General features: G+C 49.2%; 12 protein-coding genes. 6 read left to right on the top strand and 6 right to left on the bottom strand.

Translation table 11 applies throughout. From position 1 onward, the window contains the following. The first annotated feature begins 496 nt into the window (after nt 1–496). Entirely contained in the window at nt 497–6,037 is a 5,541-nt protein-coding gene (locus ACFQ3W_RS01855; RefSeq protein ID WP_379316028.1) for a S8 family serine peptidase, read from the top strand. 373 nt (nt 6,038–6,410) lie between these two features. On the opposite strand, the gene ACFQ3W_RS01850 is transcribed toward ACFQ3W_RS01855, so the two are convergent. The 5 genes from ACFQ3W_RS01850 to ACFQ3W_RS01830 all read right to left on the bottom strand — a co-directional run bounded on the left by ACFQ3W_RS01850 (nt 6,411) and on the right by ACFQ3W_RS01830 (nt 10,888). Beyond that, a complete protein-coding gene (locus ACFQ3W_RS01850; RefSeq protein ID WP_379316369.1) occupies nt 6,411–7,436 on the bottom strand; it encodes an ABC transporter ATP-binding protein in 1,026 nt (341 codons plus the stop codon). 21 nt (nt 7,437–7,457) lie between these two features. Beyond that, nucleotides 7,458–8,258: an ABC transporter permease gene (locus ACFQ3W_RS01845; RefSeq protein ID WP_379316026.1), complete on the bottom strand. Its 801-nt coding sequence runs from the start codon at nt 8,256–8,258 to the stop codon at nt 7,458–7,460. Next, complete coding sequence (locus tag ACFQ3W_RS01840; RefSeq protein WP_379316367.1) at nt 8,255–8,968, bottom strand: ABC transporter permease; 714 nt, start codon at nt 8,966–8,968, stop codon at nt 8,255–8,257. The genes ACFQ3W_RS01845 and ACFQ3W_RS01840 overlap by 4 nt, the downstream gene beginning before the upstream one ends. Before the next feature lie 305 nt (nt 8,969–9,273). Next, a complete protein-coding gene (locus tag ACFQ3W_RS01835; RefSeq protein ID WP_379316024.1) occupies nt 9,274–9,900 on the bottom strand; it encodes a hypothetical protein in 627 nt (208 codons plus the stop codon). Between the two features lie 502 nt (nt 9,901–10,402). Next, on the bottom strand, nt 10,403–10,888 hold the full coding sequence (locus tag ACFQ3W_RS01830) for a low molecular weight protein-tyrosine-phosphatase (protein ID WP_379316022.1): 486 nt from the start codon (nt 10,886–10,888) through the stop codon (nt 10,403–10,405). A 133-nt stretch (nt 10,889–11,021) separates the two neighbouring features. Here ACFQ3W_RS01830 and ACFQ3W_RS01825 point away from each other — a divergent pair, with 133 nt between their 5' ends. The 5 genes from ACFQ3W_RS01825 (at nt 11,022) to ACFQ3W_RS01805 (ending at nt 18,072) form a co-directional block, all read left to right on the top strand. Further along, the gene (locus ACFQ3W_RS01825) at nt 11,022–11,915 is read left to right on the top strand and encodes an ABC transporter permease (RefSeq protein WP_379316020.1); all 894 of its coding nucleotides are present in this window, start codon (nt 11,022–11,024) and stop codon (nt 11,913–11,915) included. 1 nt (nt 11,916) lies between these two features. Then, nucleotides 11,917–12,813: a carbohydrate ABC transporter permease gene (locus tag ACFQ3W_RS01820; RefSeq protein ID WP_379316018.1), complete on the top strand. Its 897-nt coding sequence runs from the start codon at nt 11,917–11,919 to the stop codon at nt 12,811–12,813. 71 nt (nt 12,814–12,884) lie between these two features. After that, on the top strand, nt 12,885–14,573 hold the full coding sequence (locus tag ACFQ3W_RS01815) for a hypothetical protein (RefSeq protein WP_379316016.1): 1,689 nt from the start codon (nt 12,885–12,887) through the stop codon (nt 14,571–14,573). Nucleotides 14,574–14,687: 114 nt separating this feature from the next. After that, nucleotides 14,688–16,508, top strand: coding sequence for a sensor histidine kinase (locus tag ACFQ3W_RS01810; RefSeq protein ID WP_379316014.1), 1,821 nt, complete (start codon nt 14,688–14,690; stop codon nt 16,506–16,508). Continuing rightward, the gene (locus tag ACFQ3W_RS01805; protein ID WP_379316012.1) at nt 16,486–18,072 is read left to right on the top strand and encodes a response regulator transcription factor; all 1,587 of its coding nucleotides are present in this window, start codon (nt 16,486–16,488) and stop codon (nt 18,070–18,072) included. Before ACFQ3W_RS01810 ends, ACFQ3W_RS01805 begins: the two co-directional genes overlap by 23 nt. Nucleotides 18,073–18,142: 70 nt before the next feature. Here ACFQ3W_RS01805 and ACFQ3W_RS01800 read toward each other — a convergent pair whose 3' ends face one another. Further along, nucleotides 18,143–19,498 (bottom strand): amidohydrolase family protein, encoded by a 1,356-nt coding sequence (locus ACFQ3W_RS01800; RefSeq protein ID WP_379316010.1) that lies wholly within the window; start codon nt 19,496–19,498, stop codon nt 18,143–18,145. Nucleotides 19,499–19,766: the final 268 nt, after the last annotated feature.

The raw sequence follows: 19,766 nt of genomic DNA, 5'->3' as shown, positions 1-19,766 counted from the left end.
ATATAGCTAACACCATATATTTATTAAACACACAAAATATTGGTCCTTATGGCCTATTTTTATGAGAATAAATGTATATTTTTCATAAATTGCTACTTGTTAATATAATTTTACAATATATACTGATTCTATAAACTCCATATTCTCCCTTATTTTATGATTTATAGAAAATAAGGTTCACTCCATGTAACCTTTTACTACATGTACCTCGATCGCCATCCGGTTGTTTTCAATGTTAAGTTGAATGCCATCTTGGATCCACTACCCAGTCCATTGCATGTTTATTCTAACTCCCTGCCACCATGTCAGTTCATCTCTTAACATAAATCTAAACTACACACTGTTTACTATACCCTTTAAAGGAGGTGGTTGCAAAAAGCATAACGCAAGGCTTTGTTCCCCTGAAAGGGCCCGGATTAAACGTTAAATGATTCGGGTTGTGTCACAAGAGGATGTATTCAAGGTAACATCAAACCCAGTAAAGGGAGTGGAAAAGTTGATTAATCTTAGTCGATTCCGCAAACGTTTCTCACTCGGTATGTCGATCCTCCTTGTGCTTACCTTCGCCCCCGCGACCTATGCCGACAACGCCGGTTCTTCAGGCAAAATCAGCCTAAAATCAAGTTCGCCTCAACTCGCCGGAGCCAAAATTGATCCCAAGCTAACGAAGCAGTTCAAGCAGGATGAGTATGTGACCTATCTCGTCAAAATGAAGGAACAAGCCAATACGGCTTCTGTAGCCAAAGCTTCGCTGCAAAAAGCTAAGCTAGAGAAAGTGACCCCGGCAGCCGCTAAGCTTAACGCTCGAACTTCTGTCATTAGCGCCTTGCGCGAGACGGCATCCAGTTCGCAATCTTCCTTGGATCAATACTTACAGCAGGCGAAAAAATCAGGGGATGTAAAAGAATACAAAAGCTACTTTATTGTAAATGCCATGGCGGTGACAAGCACGAAAGAGGTGCTTGACCAAATCGCACTGCTTCCTGAGGTAGAGAAAATTTTACCGAACGAAGAACGGTTTTTGCATAAGGTAGAAATCGATAAAAGCACAGCAAAATCGGGTACGGCAACCCGTGCGGCAGGCCCTGCCGTTGTAGCCCCTACCGCAGGCTCTGCGGCAAAACCTGCCGTAACTCCTTCGACCGGCTCCACTGCAGCCCCGGCGATCACGCCGAGTACTCCGCCGGCCGCTGACAAGTCCGGAGCGAAAGATGCTGCCGGCTCAGCCCCTGCTGTTACCAAACCAAACAGCATCGAGTGGAACATTGCCCAAATCAATGCCCCTGAGGTGTGGTCAAAAGGCATTGACGGAACGGGAATTGTGGTTGCCAATCTCGATACAGGCGTCGAATATACACATCCGGCTTTACGAGCCAAATGGCGCGGGTTTGATGCCTCGGGCAATGTTGTTAACCCCGAATTAAGCTGGTATGATCCGCACAGCCACGCTTCGCTGCCGGCCGACACCCATGGACACGGTACGCACACCATGGGAACTATGGTTGGTTCAGAACCAAACGGTTCGAACCAAATCGGCGTAGCGCCCGGTGCAAAATGGATTGCAGTTCGCATTTTCAACCCGTCCACGACCGATGCTATCATTTTGGACGGCGGTCAATGGTTGCTGGCCCCGGTTGACAAAAACGGGAACCTCCATCCGGAGCTCGCTCCCGATGTCGTCAACAACTCCTGGGGTGGGGGGCCAGGACTTGACGAATGGTATCGCCCCGTCGTTCAAGCCTGGAGAGACGCACAGATTTTTCCTGAATTCTCGGCAGGCAACGTGGATGAGAATAATCCGGGAGGTCCCGGCTCCGTAGCCAATCCGGCCAACTATCCCGAATCGTATGCCACAGGCGCGACCGATATTAACCGAAACCTGGCTGATTTCTCTCTTCGCGGTCCATCGCCGTATAACGAAACCAAGCCGGAGGTTTCCGCTCCCGGTGTGAACATCCGTTCCTCCGTTCCAGGCGGGATCTATGAAGGCGGTTGGAATGGCACCTCGATGGCCGGCCCGCATACAACCGCACTAGCGGCGCTACTGCTGCAGGCCAACAGCTCCTTGACTGTAGATCAATTAGAGGACATTATTTCTAGCACGGCTACGCCGCGTACCGATTCGCAATATCCGAATTCGCCAAACAACGGTTATGGCCACGGCATCATCAATGCCTTTGATGCGGTGAGCTCCGTGCTTCAAGGCTTAGGCACCGTTTCAGGAAAAGTAGTTACCGCCGGAGAAGATTTACAAGAACCCGTACTCGAGCATACCTCCCCAGCTTTCGTTTATGAAGGCTTTGACGTAACGCTTACCGCTCATGTGAGCGACGACGTTGCGGTGACTTCTGTAGAGTTTTACGCTCGTGAAAAAGGAAACAGCCATTATCTACTTTTACCGACAAAACGGGTTTCAGGCACGAGCAAAGACGGTATCTATGAAGCTACTGTTCCTGCGTTCCTGTTAAGCACCACAGGGCTTGAATATTACATTCGAGTCAATGATTTTGGAAACAACGGCTTTGATAGCAAACCTTACTCCTTGGAGGTTTCATCTGGAGTAAAGCCTGGCTACACACAAAACTTTGAAACGGACAGCACCGGTTTCACTACTGGAGGCACCGGCAATACCTGGGCATGGGGCAAACCGGTTAGCGGACCGGGAAGCGCCCATTCCGGCGAGAAGGTGTTCGCCACCAACCTTACCGGCACTTATTCCTCTGCGGCTAATTCCTTCTTGCTTGCACCGCCGATTGATTTAACCAACAGTCCGAAAGGAGCTTTGCTCTCCTTCAAACAATGGTACGACTTGGAAAACAATGTCGATAAAGGCACAGTGTATATCGCCTCAGAAAGCAGTCAATACGCCTTTACTCCTTATGCCACCTTCACAGGAACGAGTGAGGGTTGGAAAACGCAGTACATTGATTTGCGACCATTTGCTGGCCAGCGCGTGTATGTACAATTCAATTTGACTAGCGACAATTCGGTTCAAAAAGCTGGCTGGTACCTTGACGATATCACACTGCAAGCTCCAGATGCGGTTGCCCCGGCGGCTCCCGGAGATTTGACCGGGTCTGTCAACTTTGCCGGCAGTGCGGTTCTGTCCTGGTCTCCGTCCGCCGATGAAGATGTGAAGCAGTATACCGTATATCGCTCCACAACTTCCGGATCGGGTTACGAAGCAATCGGAACGACTACAGCAACTACCTTAACGGATGCAAATACGCAAAACGATACAACGTATCATTATGCAGTAACGGCTACGGATTATAGCGGCAACGAAAGCGCGAAATCCAGAGAAGTCGCACTTACAATCTCGCGACCTGCCAGCTTGTTCAGTGATGACTTTGAAGGTGACAGCGACAACGGCTGGACACATAGCGGAACAAAAGATGAATGGGAACGTGGAGTTCCTAAAGCCCCAGGTCCAAGCAATGCGGTCTCCGGAACGAATGTGTGGGGAACGGACCTCGATGGTACGTACGAGGGCAGCGCAAATTATTCTTTAGTGTCCCCGGTCATCAATCTGGCGACAGCAAACAACGTCACTCTGGCCTTCGACCAATGGTTTGAAATTGAAGGCGGTTATGATTATGGATATGTGGAACTGACCTCTGATGGCGGCGCTACTTGGACCGAGCTCGGGAAATTCTCGCATAGCACAAACGGCAAACAATGGAGCCCTGTTTATTACAATCTGGATGCTTATGCCGGAAAGCAAGTGCAGGTTCGTTTCCGTTTAACCTCCGATAGCAGCGTGGTTAAAGCGGGCTGGTACATCGATAATGTTCAAGTACTGAACGCAAGTGCACCGCAGAAGGCAGTTACCAAGAATATGATCACCGAAATCGATGTAAACAAATCGAAACCGGCCGAGCAAGGCCCTGCATTCAAGCTGACCCAAACGAGCAAAAGCGAATTTAACGAAGCGGTAGATACGACAGCAAAAACCGATGATATCGGAGTCAGCAGTCTGCCGGCCAGCGCCACCGTTACCGTCCTCGAAACGGGACGTTCCGTAAAAACCGATCCAGCTACAGGTCGCTACAGCCTGAACCATGCAGCTGGGAACTTCACGCTGAAAGCGGAAGCTTATGGCTATTATCCGCAGACGCTTCCAGTCACTATTTCTGACAAGGTGAATACAAAAGCTAACTTTAACTTACAGGCAATTCCAAAAGGCCAAATTGTCGGAACCATCACCGATGAACGCAGCGGTGAACCCATTGCAGGAGCAACCGTCACTGTCGTTGAGGACGCCACCATTGCTCCTAAACAAAGCGGTGCAGACGGCTCCTTTACGCTGGAGGTGCTGGAAGGAACATACACCTTGTCCGTGGCTGCCAAAGATTATTACGGCAAAACGCTGACAGTGACCGTTCCGGGGAATGGCACAGCAGAAACCCCGGTTCAGCTTAAACCGTTCATCGGTTTCCCGGGTGAAATCGGATACGATGACGGCACGCCGGAGAATGCTTTCTCCTTCAATGCTGCTAACAATGCCTGGGCGGTTCGTATGACGCCTGAGTCCGAGGCTTCCCAAGTAACAGGCGCGTCGTTCCGGTTCTGGAACACGGAATGGCCTGTACCAGGTGGCACTGCTTTCCAATACGCCGTATTTGATGCATCCGGTCCAGATGGGTCGCCAGGACGCCAGCTAGCCGGTCCGTTCAATGGCACAGCGCTTCGCAACAATCAATGGACGACGGTTGAATTGCCGGAGCCTGTAACAGTTAAAGGCGATTTCTATATCGTCTACATTCAGACTCAAGCTGGCACAGCGGCACCTGGTCTGGCCACTGATACCAATGGTACAAATGCGCTTCGGAGCTGGCAACGCGCCAGCGGTGTTTGGAGCCTGACAGCTAAAGAAGAAGGCAACTTCATGATTCGCGCCGTAGTGCGTTATCCAGTCGGTGCCCCGGTGATTACTTCTCCGAAGTCCGGCTCGGTAACGAATCAAACGAATATCACGGTTACAGGAACATCACCGGCAAATGACGCTACCGTGAAGCTCTACAATGGAACGGAAGCGGCCGGGACGGGCACCGTGCAGAACGGACAGTTCAGCATTCCAACCGAGCTTCATGCTGGTGTAAATGAACTGAGCGTTGAGATCCTCGTTAACGGCAAAGCATCCGATCGCTCTCTGCCGATCACGGTTAAGCTTGATAACGTGGCACCTACGCTGGAAGTAATTACACCGGTGGACGGAACCCGTACAAATTCCGAGGTTGTTAACGTAACGGGTACTACTTCCGACGAGTTCCTACGCTCGCTAACCGTAAACGGCCAGCAGGTAACACTGGGAAGTGGCGGTTCCTTTGCTTATCGTCTGCTTGTGAGTGCCGGTGAGAACCACATCGCCGTCACCGCTACGGACGAAGCTGGCAACGAAACGACGGTAACCCGCGCCGTTTATGTAGATCAGGAGCTTCCGGCAATTACGAACCTGACTCCTGCCGAGGATGTTCGATTAACCGCAGGAGAGCAGCTCAAAGTGTCCTTTGACAGTCTGCCTGGACTCACAGCAGCATTCCGGATTGAATTACCATTGTCTTTGACAGGAGGCCGTGGAAATGGCATTCCAATGACTGAAACGGCTCCGGGTCACTATGAAGGAACCTATCCGACGCCTGCTTCCCTCGTGCTTGACGGTGGGTTGATCGTTGTCACCGTTCAAGATGAAGCTGGCAATAAGGCGGAGCTTGAAGCTCCAGGACGCTTGTTTGTAACCGCACCGGGCGGAGATCCTGGAACTGATCCGGGTGATAAAAATGTAGCCCCTACAGCTATCATAAAAGCGGATAACCAAGGCAAAAAGAAAAAGAATATCGAATTTGACGCCAGACGTTCTTCTGACCAAGACGGAACGATCGTCAGCTACCGCTGGGATTTCGGTGATGGCGATAGCGATTCCGGCGCCAAAGTGAAGCATCGTTTCGATAATATCGGTTCGTACACCGTTACGCTGACGGTAACGGACGATGACGGCGCTGTAAGCACCGCCGTTCATACGATCATCATCAAGTAGCGTATAAACGGCTATCGGATGTAACCCTGACTAAAGCTATAAACCACAAGAAGAAACCGAAAGCCCCCAGCAGTTCGCTGCCGGGGGCTTTCTTGTCCCTCCTCCTCAGACCGAATAAATGCAAAAAGTGCATTTAATCTCAGCACATTTTCCAGTTTTGATGATCTAAATGTACTTCCTACATCTAAATGAACCCTTTTGCAGGCCAAAGCCCATTTCGGTCCATTTTAAATGTACTTTATACATCTACTCGTTAAGAACAGACCTCAAAAGCGAATTTAGATGTCACAAATACAACTAATTTTTTTCCCTTCGGCTAACGAGGGAGAAAAGTCATAAGGAACACATTCATGTAAAATGTCGATCTGCCAACTTAAGAAGCCGAAAAGCTGCGGATCACCTCTTCAAACCCCGGCTCCTCCATAGCAATATCGTCGATTTCTCCCCACATGCCTAATGTTCTGATCAGGTCCATCGTATTCACGGATTGCCGATTCGCCTCAACGGTAACGGTTTGATCATCCAGCTCTTTTACCCGGAATGATGGAAGCGGCAAACCCATAATACCGGCACTCTTTTCGATGGCTACACTCTGGCCAAGAAGCTCCTTCGGCACATGAAAAGCACCTCTGAACTTCACGCGGATTACCGTTGGCAAACCGATTTTATCGCGGAGGTACGGAATGGTTCCGTCGTATGTCAACGTCCCGTGATCAATGACCATGACACGGCCGCATAACTCTTCAATATCGTCCATATCGTGAGTCGTCAGAATGATCGTTTTGCCAAATTCCCGGTTGATCGTTTGCAGAAACTGTCTTATCCGGCGTTTGGCATGAACGTCCAGCCCGATCGTCGGCTCATCGAGAAATAAGAGCTCCGGGTCATGCAGCATCGAAGCCGCAATATCCGCACGCATCCGCTGACCGAGCGACAGCTTTCGTACCGGAGTCATCCAGAACTCATGCAGATTCAGCAGCTCGGCAAACTGGTCGAGCCTTTGCTTTTTTTCATGAGCGCTCACCCCATACATCTCCGCTAAAATGTCATACGAATCCCTGACAGGCAAATCCCACCACAGCTGGCTGCGCTGTCCGAACACGACCCCAAGCTGCCGCACCGCCTTTTGCCGTTCACGATGCGGGTTGACCCCACCTAGTCTTACTTCACCCGAGGTTGGATGGAGTATGCCGGTGAGCATTTTAATCGTGGTTGACTTGCCCGCCCCATTTGGCCCAATGTAGCCCACAAATTCACCGCGTTCCACCTGAAAGCTGATGTCTTGCACAGCCTCCTTCACCCGGTACTCTCGCGAAAATAACGTACGAATACCGGCGAAACGTCCCTCACGCACAACAGCTGTTTTAAATTCCTTGCATAAATGACGGGCTTCAATCATCATCGGTATCATCTCCCCTTTTTAGCTTCCCGTACTCTGGTACTTGGTTACGCCAAATTGCCAAAAACGCAGGCTGGCCGCAAGGCAGACGAGGGCCACTCCCCCGGTGGCGGCAAGAACCCATGCCCCCAGCTCCCCGCGCAAAATGTACAGCGAAGGCACATAATTCACGAATCCGACCGGGATGACAAAAAGCAGCAAAGACGACATCCATTTGGGATACAGGGTGAGCGGGTACTGCGCCGCCGTACGGGCGGCATCCTCCGTGATGTTTTGCAGCTCGCTCGTCCGGGTCGTCCAAAAGCCAAGCGTCGAGGTAGCCAGACCAATGGAAAACAAAATGACGGCTCCGGTAAAAATGATCCACAGCGTTTCAGCCACCGCGTTCCAGCCTACCTGACCGGCATGAATCATCCCGCCGAGGGACCAGCAAAGAATAAAACCGCCCTGCAGCACTTCGCCGAGCATAATCCGGAAGTTTTGCGGCATTAAGGCAAGCAGAAGCGGCATCGGCCGGGTCAGGAGCTGATCGAGCTCACCGCTGATGAGGTATTTTTCCAAATGATGTACCTCATCAGCAAACGTACGGTACAACGTTTTGGACAAGCTAATGACGGCAAAGAGATAACCAATTTCATAAAGTGACCAGCCTTGAATTGCGCCGAACTTGTTCAGTACGATGGCGATCATCAAAAATTCAGCAATCTGAATGACCGCAGCCAATACCGAGGAAAGAATAAAATTGAATTTGTACTGCATTCGGCTTTTGATGCTCATGCGAACCAGCAGCTTATACAAGTGGAACCATGACTTTGGCTTCATCCCCCCTGCACCTCCACTTTCCGCCGGAGTACCCGGGTTGCTAGAAGACAGATCAACGTCATGAATATGCACCATAATAACGTCCCCCATAGGCGGGCGTCGCTTCCGGATCCCAGATAAATCGTGGTGGGAACATAGAGCAAATAGGGATAAGGCGATAGCCAGGCGATTTTTTCAAGCCACCCGGGAAGCCATTCGAGCGGAATGAAAAAACCGGCAAGCAGATTGATCAGCGCATGATTCGTCCAATAAAGCCAGGATGACTCCGTTGTCCAAAGGGCGCTCGCCCCAATCAAATAATTCATGCAAATGGATAAGTAGGCGGAACCGACAAGACCAATGACGATGTAGAAATAAGTGATTCCTTGACTTGGAACATGGAGTGAAAAAATGAAGAAATAAACGAGGTAAATTGGCACGGATTTGTAAACGAACTGGTAGGCGATTTGCCCCCATTCCCTAGCCATCATGTGGCTAAACAGATGCACGGGACGCATCAGGTCAAGCGCAATTTGCCCGGTCCTGACCGACTGCGGTATACCGAGCCCGTTCGTGACGAAGCTGGAGATCCAAAGAGCGGATTGGGTGAAAGCGATATAGCTCACCATCCCCTCCGTTCCGTATTCTCCCAGCTTGTACTCCTGCCCCAGCCCGATCCAGATGCATGCGTACATAAATCCGAACATCACGCTTGCGAGATTGTGCACCATATGGGCACTACGGTACTGTAAATTGCGGGCATAGGCTTTGGAAGCCAGTGTGAAATAAAGTCTGCGATACGACAAAACAACGCACCTCCGATAAGCATGTTAGACGGCGAACCCATCCACTTCAGACAAGGCGATTTTGCGAGAAGGATATCATCATACCTCAATTTCCTGATGTTGGCAATAATACATTTATTAATTTTTGGTTGCCGTGAAGAAAACGAAAAGCCCATGCGTATTTGCATGAGCCTCTCACAGATCCGTGCGAATGAATTGGCATGGTCTGTTATGTCATATCGGAAAGGAAGCTACCGATTGTTTTCTTCTATCCATGACAAGGTTTTTTTCAGTTTTGCTGCCAGATCAGAATCCTCCCGTATGGCAGCCTCTACCAAGTAATCCATATCTATTTGGTCCATTTGAGCCGACAACAAATAAATCGCCCACTCCTCGCTGCGCCTATCGTTCCAGTACAAAGCAGCTTTCAGCCGGTCGAGCACCAAGTCTTCGATTCCAATAACATAACAATACCCTTCGGGGGTCGTCAATTTAACGACTTTATCTTTTGAGCCAGCTAAAGTATCGCTAAATATTTCAATAGGCATATCCAATTCTTTCACATAGTAATGTCTTCGGTCGAAAGTTTTTTCAAATCCCATAAGTTCAAATAACTCACGAGCCAGATCATCTCGAATCATAACAAGATCGATATCCGCGGTTTTATAGCTTCCCGAAGTGTACAATTCAACGGCTTGACCGCCCACGATAACCGCTGGATCAGCACCTACTTCATCCAGTAAAGGCGTAATGATCCCCATAGCGTACAGCTCTTTCCATTTCGTGCGCTCTTGATCTCCCGCCAAATTTCTCAAGTGATTTTTGGCCTCGAGCAGTTTCGCTCGAAATTCCTCGCTGTCCCACACTGTCGACATCATATCGGTTCCTCCTACGCTTTAACGTAAAATCCATTCCCTATCGCTTTTGATTTGAATCTTGCCTTCATTCAGGCTCTTTAAAAAAAGATTTCTGGCGCTGCGCATAAGCAATACGATCTCGGGTTCCGAATGTGGCTTCATAGAGGCTGATGTCCGAATGAACTTCATTTGTTCCAAGTTATTTGCCGAGCGGCTTAATTTTGAAATATCCATATCCCGCATTTTTCCGTCACCTTCCACTTAGTTATTTTTAAATTTCTTATTGCACGCGGAAAAACAACCGGTCATCCCTAATGGCCTGCGAAACCATATTCACGAAAGCCGGGAGGCGCTCCGTTTGAAGAGACAATGCATGGCGGGTATGCGATTCATGCGGCGAAGACGTTAATCCGCAAAAAGAACCGACTCGGCGATTGTGATAAAATGCTACCCCCAGATGGGACAATCGATGGGGGTATCTGTTATCGATGTAGAAAATACAACTATATTGCTTTCATTTGCTTCAAAAAGCTTCCCGCTGCCGAATCGTCTCCAGCAGGGCCTGGCATCCCTTCACTACCAACTCGTACACCTCGTCAAAGTTCCCGGTGTAATACGGGTCCGGAACCTCCTGACCCTGTAGCTCCGGAACTAGATCGAGCAGCTTGATAATTTTGCCGCCATCCGTCTGCTGTGCCAGCGACTTCAAATCCCGCTCATTCTGCCGATCCATCGCCACGATATAGTTGAATCGGGAAAAATCCTCCTGTGCCACCTGCCTGGCCCGAATTCCCTCATAGGGTATTTCGTATTGATCCAAAATGCCGCGGGTACCGTGATGAGGAGGATTGCCCGTATGCCAGTTGCCGATTCCTGCGGAATCGATATGAAACCGCGAAACGAGATTTTCCCGGACAACCTGCTGCCGAAAAACCGCCTCAGCCATGGGCGAGCGGCAGATGTTTCCCAAGCAAACAAATAATACGCTAATGGTTTTCTTGTCTTCCATGTAACCACTCCTTTTAGCAGATACTACAATAAGATTTGATGCAGAACAACCAATCAAAACGATATAAATCCAATCGTTGTTATCTGGTTACGCTTACACGACCATTCTATAATGATCACCAAGAGGTGATAGAGTGTTTACTAAACTTGCGAAATACCGCTGGCAGTACCTCATGATTTTGCCTGCTGTAGTCCTGCTGCTCCTGTTCAACTACATTCCGATGGCAGGCATTCAGGTAGCTTTCAAAAATTTCCATCTAGGAACGACGATGTGGAACAGCCCGTGGGTAGGAACAGAAAACTTTTCTTTCTTGCAGGATGACCAGTTTTGGCTGGTGGTGCGAAATACGATTTATATCGCTGTCCTGAAATTTATTTTCGGCTTTCCTGCTCCGATTATTCTGGCTCTGCTAATCAATGAATTGAGACACAACGGGTTCAAGCGATTTGTTCAATCCGTCAGCTATCTCCCTCACTTTTTCTCTTGGATCGTGGTCGCTTATATTCTGCAATCCTTTCTAACGATGGATGGCGGACTGGTCAATGCGATAATTGTCAAGCTCGGCGGGGATCCGATATTCTTCTTAGGCTCTACAACATGGTTCCGCCCGATCATCGTCGTAAGCAGCTTGTGGAAGGAAATAGGCTGGAACACCATTTTGTATCTGGCTGCTATCACCGCCATCGATCCCCAGCTCTATGAGGCGGCCAAAGTGGAAGGCGCCGGAAAATGGGCGCAGATGCGCCATATTACACTGCCGGGAATTAAGCCAACCATTTCCATCATCTTGATTCTGAGCATGCCGAGTCTGATCGCCGTAGGGATGGACCAAATCTATCCGCTCATGAACGCGGCCAACCAGCCGGTAGCGGATGTACTCGATACCTACATTCTGCGCAGCGGCTTGCAGCAAGGATACTTTGGAATGGCTACTGCCGTAGGTCTGCTGTCTTCGCTGATCAGTCTTATTCTCGTTGTCTCTACAAATCAGTTGTCCAGAAAAGTGAACGAGGAGGGACTTTGGTAGAATGAGCACATTAAGCAAAGAAAAAATCAGTCAGTCGATCATCGTCATTTTATTGCTTCTCCTATGCGTTTCAGTAATTTATCCGTTTATGTACATGCTGGCGATTTCGCTGAATGTGGGCAGCGACGCCGCCAAAGGCGGAGTTTACCTGTGGCCGCGGGCATTTACTTTGGACAACTACAAGGTCGTAATCGGCAACTCCGTCATTCGCCATGCCTATCTAATTACGATTGCCCGTACTCTCGTAGGGACCTTTATCGGCATGCTAGTCACTCTGCTGGCAGCTTACGGATTGTCCTATAACCTGATGCCGTTTCGCGGCGCTTTGCTCACCTATGTACTGATCACGATGCTGTTCAGCGGCGGGTTAATTCCGTTGTTTATTCAATTGTATCATTTAAACTTGCTAAATTCGTTTTGGGTATACATCGTACCAAGTGCCTTTTCCGCCTGGAATATGTTTGTCATGCTGAAGTTCATACAGGGAATCCCGTGGGCGCTGATCGAATCTGCCGAAATGGATGGAGCCACTCCTTTTCGGATTCTGTTCTCCGTCATCCTGCCCCTGTCCAAACCAATGCTTGCGGCGCTTTCTTTGTTCACTGCCGTGGGCCACTGGAATGACTGGTTTTCCGGGGCTTTCTATGTGACCGATCAGAACTTGATTCCGGTACAAACCTTTTTGCAGCAGCTGTTATCGGCCTCTGACCTGTCTGCGGTCCTCGGTTCGAACAGCAACATTGAACAACTCGCTCGGGGCAGCATGCTTTCCAATGTTACGTTGATGTCCGTCAAGATGGCAACCGTCATGGTCAGCGCGCTCCCGATCCTTTGTGTATATCCGTTTCTTCAGAAGTATTTCGTCAAGGGAGTGCTCATTGGCTCCGTTAAGGGGTGATATGTCAATCATAAAGCAACCGACGTTTCAAAAAGTTTTTTTACTCCATAAAAACGAAGGGGGAAATGAATTTGAATTCACGCAAAAATGTGACGAAAAAGTTTGCGGTTCTGTCCGTTGTGCTTTTGATGGCTTTTATGACCGCATGCGGGAGCGGCAGCAACGCAAATAGCGGAAATGCGGTTCAAAGCAACTCGGGCAAAGACGCCTCCGCCAGCAGCGGTTCCAAATCCTTCAAGCTGTGGCTGGGCTGGACGGCAACGATCAACAATGACAGCATGGTACAAAAGTATTGGCGGGAGCATGAGCCAAATCTGGATGTCCAACTGGAATCCACCCAAGGGGACGCCAAGACGGCCCTGAATTTAAAACTGAACACGGGCGGCTTTGACGATGCGGCGATTTTCCCGCGCGACACTGTCGTGGATAATTCCATGGTTCGGTCCACTTTGATTCTTCCGCTGGAGCAGTATTTCAATATGCCGGATAAGTATCCCGGCCTTGCCTCTATTCCAAAGCAATTTGTCGACGCGATGAAAGATAAGGACGGACATATCTGGTCCATTCCAACCTGGTATGACCAACATCCGGATAATCCTTGGCCGGGCTGGGCTTCTCAGGCATGGTTCGTGCGGACGGATGTGCTGCAAAAAGTCGGCATGACGGAGGCTGATCTCAAAACGCTGGACGGTGTGGAGAAATATTTGAAGCTGGCCTCGGAGCAAAAGGATGCCAATGGAAATAAAATGATTCCGCTAAGTTTCCTGTCGGATTCGGCCACCCAAGATGAAAATGTCATTCTAAGCACCTTTGGTGTGACAACAGCTTCGGCCAGCGGCGTCATTCCTGTTGAGAAAAAAGGCGGCGATTACGTCTTCTTTTACGACGATCCACAGTATAAGACGGCTTACCAATGGATGAACAAAATGTATAACGAGGGCCTGATAGATCATGAAGTGATGACGGACAAAAAGGAACGGTACAAGGAGAAAAACAAATCCGGACGCATCGCCATGAATGCAGGCGGCTTCTTCAATATGGATCAATCGCTCTGGGAAGTGCTGGACGGACCAACGGAACCTGCATGGTACTATGATGCCATTCCTTTTCCGAAAGTGGACGGAGTCGACCATGTCGGCTACAATCAGATCACCAATCCGGCCCCGCAGTATGATGTTTATATCAGCAAGAAGACGAAAAATCTGGACGCAATCCTCAAATTTATGGATTATGCTTTGCAGCCGAAAGCCGAACAGCAGCAAGTCATCAACGAAGGCCCGGCCGGCGTGTTCTGGGATTGGGTAGATAAGCCGCTAGGAGAATGGAAGTATATCAACAAAGATTACGAGACCCCTCGCAACTCCGGGGACGGGGCGAAAGCAGCAAGCACTACGCCGCAGCTTTGGCAGGCATCTTCTTACAGTGCCGAATGGTATCCTTGGTGGAACTACTACATGGCCAACGATCCGAAAGGAAAGCATAAAACGATTGATTTCACGGAGAAGATCGGTAAGATGGGTGCGATCCGCGTATCTCAACCGTATGATATGGTCAAAGCGAAATCGGGCGGCCTTTGGGAAAAATATTTGCCTGAACTCGAAGCTGTACGTACCGAGTACAAAGCGAAGCTGATCATGGCCAAGAATGATAAGGAGTTCGAGTCCGCCTGGAATGATTTCCAATCCGCCTTGGAAAAACGCGCTCACTGGAGCGAACTGAAGACAGAATGGCACGAACAACTTGACGCCCAAAGCAAATAATACGGGCAAAATACAGAAGCGAAGCCCCTTTTTTGAAGGGGCTTCCTATTTATTGAGCCGGCCCAACGTGCATATGGTACACTTTTTTTGTGGTGCAGGAAGGAGTGCGGCAGCTTGAGACTTTGGCTCGAAAAATGGATTATTCGCTTAACCGGACGGATGAATCTTCGACGAAAAATTTTGGCCCTGCATAGCTTGATTTTGCTGGTCCCCAGTTTGATTTTAGTCAGTATAACTCTGATTATCGTGATTCACAGCTTTCACAACAGCTATGTCACCACCGTTGACGATTCCGTCAAACAGACGGCCATCAATGTGGATTACAGTAAACAAAGCTATGAGTTGCTGGCCATTCGAACGGCTACCGATAGTGAAATGATCGCCCGCCTCGGACGGGAATATGACGACATGACGCAAATTATGGATACAGTCAATTATTTGGACCGCAATTTTCTAATCACGAGCAGATACTTGCCAGGCATTGTGGATTTTCGGATCTATCATACGAACAATACGCTCGTTCAGGACGGACAGCTCTTGTGGCAGCCGGAAGACAGAATGCTCTCGGGGATCGATGAACGTACGTGGTACAAGAAAACGATAGCAGCGCCCACACTTCTTTTGTGGAGCAATGCCCCCAACAATCCAAGTCAGATCGTTCTCACCAGTAAAATTTTGAACAGTGCGGGAAAGCCGGTAGGAATGGTCTATATTTTGCTGAATTATAACGTCGTTTTCGGCGACCTGCTGAAATACCCGTTTAATGATGGCGGAAGCCTGTATATCGTGGACGAATCCAAGCGGATCCTGGCTTCGACCGAGAAGGAACGGGTCGGCAGCCGCATTATATCCAAGGATTGGCCGGAAGATTATGAAACGATTCAAGATGACAAATCCCCCATTTACGATTTGACGCATACCCAAAAGCTGATGACTATCGAACCGATCTCATCCGATTGGTATGTGGTAGCGTTAACGCATATGAAATATATGGATACACAAAGCCGTACCCTTCTTTGCCTGATTGCCGGAACGACGGTGGCTTTGCTGCTGCTGTCGGTGTTTCTCGTCATGACCATTGTCAAAAACATCGTAGTTCGCATTCACAGATTGGGCATTCGTATGAGCGACCTGTCGCGCGGTGAATTTGACGTGACGATCCACAACAAGGTCCATGATGAGCTTGGGGGACTGGAAAATATGTTCAATCTCATGTCGGAGCGGCTCGGTATCCTGGTCGAAGATATTACGAGAACAAGCTTGATGGAAAGAGAGCAGGCATTCAAGGCGATGCAGGCTCAAATCAATCCTCATTTTATATACAATTCGCTCAGTCTGCTGCGCTGGCGAGCGCTGGATGCTCAGGATGAGGAGCAAGTCCGGATTATTGACTCGCTGACGACCTTTTACCGGCTGGCTTTGAACAATCAGGTCAGCGTCATCCCCATCCGTGAAGAGATTGAGCATGTCAAAGCATATCTGGAAGTCCAGCAGCTTCGATTTCCGGGAAAGGTGCGGATCAAGTGGGAACTGGACGAACAGGTGCTTGACTTTTACACGATCAAAATGCTGCTGCAGCCGATTGTGGAAAACTGCTATTCCCATGGCGCCATCACGCGCAAGAAGGAATCGCTCATCAAAATCTCCGTGCAGCAGGATGACGGCTGTATCATCATGTCCGTGTTCGACAATGGGCAAGGAATCACCAGAGACACCTTAAGTGCCATTGAAGCGGGAACGCATGTAGGAAGTGGCAATGGCTTTGGAACAGCCAATATTAAGGAACGGCTCTCTCTCTATTTTGGAGATGAAGCAACCTTCGCTATGGACAGCGAGGCCGGGGAATGGACTCAGGTCTCCATCGTTATTCCGGTGTGCTCCGTCCCCCCAACCATGAGGAGGATCAACAAAGATGCTGAAAGTAATGATCGTTGATGATGAACCTTCCAATATTCAAGGATTGGTGAACTTTATCAAGTGGCAGGATCTTGGATATGAATCCCCGGTGACGAGGGAATCGGGCGAGGAAGCGCTGGACGTCCTCACCGAGTTGCCCTTTGATGTATTGATATCTGATGTGTCCATGCCCGGTATGAATGGCATTGAACTGGTCTCGAGGGCCAAGACGATATATCCCCATCTTCAGGTACTGATGATCAGCGCTTATAACGAGTTCGAGTTCGTCCAAGATGCGATTCATGTGGGAGCGCAAGGATACGTACTCAAACCGCTGAAGCCGGAAGAAATTACGGGACGTCTAGTCATGATGCGGGATACGCTGGAGAAAATGCGGAGACTGGCGGAACAAACCGACAATCTCAAGAAAAAAGTTTCGGGCAGCCTTCGGCTTGTCAAGGAACGTTTCATTAATGACCTGATCGCCGGAATCGCACCAACGGGTGAAATGCTGACCTCTTGGGGCAACCTGATGGAGCTTCCTGCAGAAATCCGGGAACTCAGGATGGTCATTTTTGGACTCGATCATTTCTTGAACCTGGGTAAAAAAGCAGAGGAAAGAATTTATTTAGGTGCGGGCTTTAAAAAAACCGTTGATGTCGGTTTGTCCGACCTGTCCTCGGTATGGCTCGCGCAGACGTCTCCAGACGAAGTCGTAGCCTTGCAGATAAATCCAACCGTTGAGGAAAAAACTAAAATTGAAAAGCAGCTGCAGTTTATCCAGGAAATGATGCTGCATCAGCACGGCTCAACGGTAACCATCGGCTGCAGCCGCACGGGCTGCGGGTGGAACGAAGTGCCGAACTTTTACCGTGAAGTCAAATTCATGATGGCGCAGGCCAGGCTGATGGATGACGGACAAATCGTTCGCGGGGAGGCCATAGACACGGAGAAATTGGACGATTATCGTCTGCGTGAGGAGTTTACGCCAAACATCATCCAACTAATGGAGTCCGGGGATGCGGCAAAAGTCCATGATGAGATGAACCGCCTGTTTGACCTGTTGTCGGCCCAAAATTCATTTTCATATGTTCAGGCGTTCGGCATGAGCTTTCTTAGTGAATTAATCCGTTCCTTGAAGCGAAATAATGAAGCGGATAAGGAAATGAATATCGTCATGTGGAGACGAATGCTGGATTGCAGCAGTACAGAGCTAATTCTGGAAATCCTGATGGAATACGTGGACCGTTATATGACGGTGGAAGTAAAAGAACACCTCAACCAACAGCGCCTTCTCATCCGCAAGGTCGCCGCTTTTATCGAAGAACGGGTTCAGGAGAACTGGACGGTTAAGCAGCTTGGCAAGCAATTTAACTTAAACGCCAGTTATTTGAGCGTATTGTTTAAGAAGGAGATGGGTAAGACGATATCCGAATATGTCCAGGAAACGCGGATTCAGCATGCCAAGGAACTGCTTCAGGATCCTAATATCAAGGTATACGAGGTGGCGGACCGGGTAGGCATCCAAACCTCGGCGTATTTCACGTATCTGTTCAAGAAGATGGTCGGCTGCACGCCCCAGGAATTCAGGGACTACCATTAGCTATGCATAAAAAACGCCGGCCGCCATCTTCCAATGAAGAGAGCGACCGGCGCAGCAATATAATGTTAGCTCATTTGAAGCTTGCATCGCCGGAAAATGAAGACAATAGATGTTCTTTGCTTGCATTTGCAAGATTGCGAATGTGGTTCAAGTCGACATTGAGAAGCTGCCCGTGCCGTTTAACCGGACGACCGGCCACAAACACGGAATCCACGTTGCCTGGATTGGCAAATTGTGCGACGGCGCCAATTGGATCAGAAACAGGGAACATGTTGAGGTCCGTCGTCCGAATGAAAATAAGATCGGCTTCTTTTCCCGGAGTCAAGGTGCCGGTTTTATGATCCAGTCTCAAGGCTTTGGCTCCCGCCGAGGTAGCAAAATGCAAAACTTGCCCGGCCTTCAAGTTTAATTCTCCGGGCATGTCTCCCTTGGCCAGAATTTCCTGGTTCACTCTTGCCCGTTCCGCCTGCAGCGCGAATTTCATTTGCGTAAACATGTCCCCTCCGGTTGATGTTACGACATCCACGCCAAGGGCGGGTGTTCCGCCGTTCTCAAGAAAGCGTCCCGTGGCAGGATACCCATGTCCCATCATCATTTCCACTTCCGGCGTTACGGATACCGATGCTCCCGCATCGGCAAGCAGCTTATATTCATCATAGCCCATAGTGTTGGCATGCACCATATTCAAGTCGGGACCCAGCAGGCCGGCTTTATAAAGCTTCTCAACGGAGCGGTCATGCGGCCCCCAACTGCCAAAGCCAATATGCATGGAGCATAGCGCATCCAGCTCTCGGGCGAGGTTGATTTCCCGGACCGAAGCCTCCCAACTGCTAAATTCCGGCCCTCTTATTGCTAACCCCATCGTTAACAGTTGATCATCGGAGGTAAAGTACTCCCTTTTGACGCGGTGCAAATCTTCCGTGAATGTCTTTTGGCTGTCGCGGCTCCAATATTCGGTTTCACCGGAGGCTCCGTAGGCAAATACGCCGCGAATGCCGGAATCCTGCAAGCCGCGAATCAATGCGTCGGCATGATCGGGCGAATAAATCATCGTCCAATCCAAGACGGTCGTCACACCGGCGTTGAGCGCTTCCAGAGCTCCCAGTAAATTGGCGGCATAGCTGTCCGCGGGTCGCAATTTGCTGCCGAGTCCGCCATAATAAATATTTTGTAAATAGACCGGAAGCGACCAATCTGCACCAATAGTTCGCAATAAGGACTCCCAGACATGACGATGGGTATCCACCAATCCTGGCATTACAATCATGTCCGAGGCATCGATGACCTCACTATCCGATACATCAAGGTTGGCTTGAATCTTCACAATCACGGAATCTTCTATTAAGATGTCGGCTTTCTGGAAGTTTCCGATAGATCTGTCCATCGTTAACACACAACCGTTCTTAATTAAGCGACGCGTACGCAATCTACTTCCTCTCCTTTGCCAAAGATTCGATCTACCTAATAAAGCTGATAGAATATTGCGCCTGGTAATGTATTGTACAATGATTTAATTATGCAAGGCGCTATATAAATTATAGATAATATATAATAATAAGTAAACAAAAAATGAAGTGCCACATTGATTAATAGAACTGGGTTATGAAGGTTTCGAAGAAATTGGTGTGGGGAGACTATCCATATATAAAAGACACACTACATTAAACAAAACTCACCTAAAAAGCCGATTACCC

This window comes from Paenibacillus puldeungensis, from assembly GCF_042678945.1.
GTDB classification, from domain to species: Bacteria; Bacillota; Bacilli; order Paenibacillales; family Paenibacillaceae; genus Fontibacillus; species Fontibacillus puldeungensis.
This window is presented reverse-complemented; position numbering and strand designations above follow the sequence as displayed.

Bases quoted from the DNA above. Each gene is read 5' to 3' on its own strand.
- ACFQ3W_RS01805 (WP_379316012.1), top strand. From the start codon at position 16,486: ATGCTGAAAGTAATGATCGTTGATGATGAACCTTCCAATATTCAAGGA.
- ACFQ3W_RS01850 (WP_379316369.1), bottom strand. From the start codon at position 7,436: ATGATTGAAGCCCGTCATTTATGCAAGGAATTTAAAACAGCTGTTGTG.
- ACFQ3W_RS01840 (WP_379316367.1), bottom strand. From the start codon at position 8,968: ATGGTGCACAATCTCGCAAGCGTGATGTTCGGATTTATGTACGCATGC.
- ACFQ3W_RS01820 (WP_379316018.1), top strand. From the start codon at position 11,917: ATGAGCACATTAAGCAAAGAAAAAATCAGTCAGTCGATCATCGTCATT.
- ACFQ3W_RS01845 (WP_379316026.1), bottom strand. From the start codon at position 8,258: ATGAAGCCAAAGTCATGGTTCCACTTGTATAAGCTGCTGGTTCGCATG.
- ACFQ3W_RS01830 (WP_379316022.1), bottom strand. From the start codon at position 10,888: ATGGAAGACAAGAAAACCATTAGCGTATTATTTGTTTGCTTGGGAAAC.
- ACFQ3W_RS01835 (WP_379316024.1), bottom strand. From the start codon at position 9,900: ATGATGTCGACAGTGTGGGACAGCGAGGAATTTCGAGCGAAACTGCTC.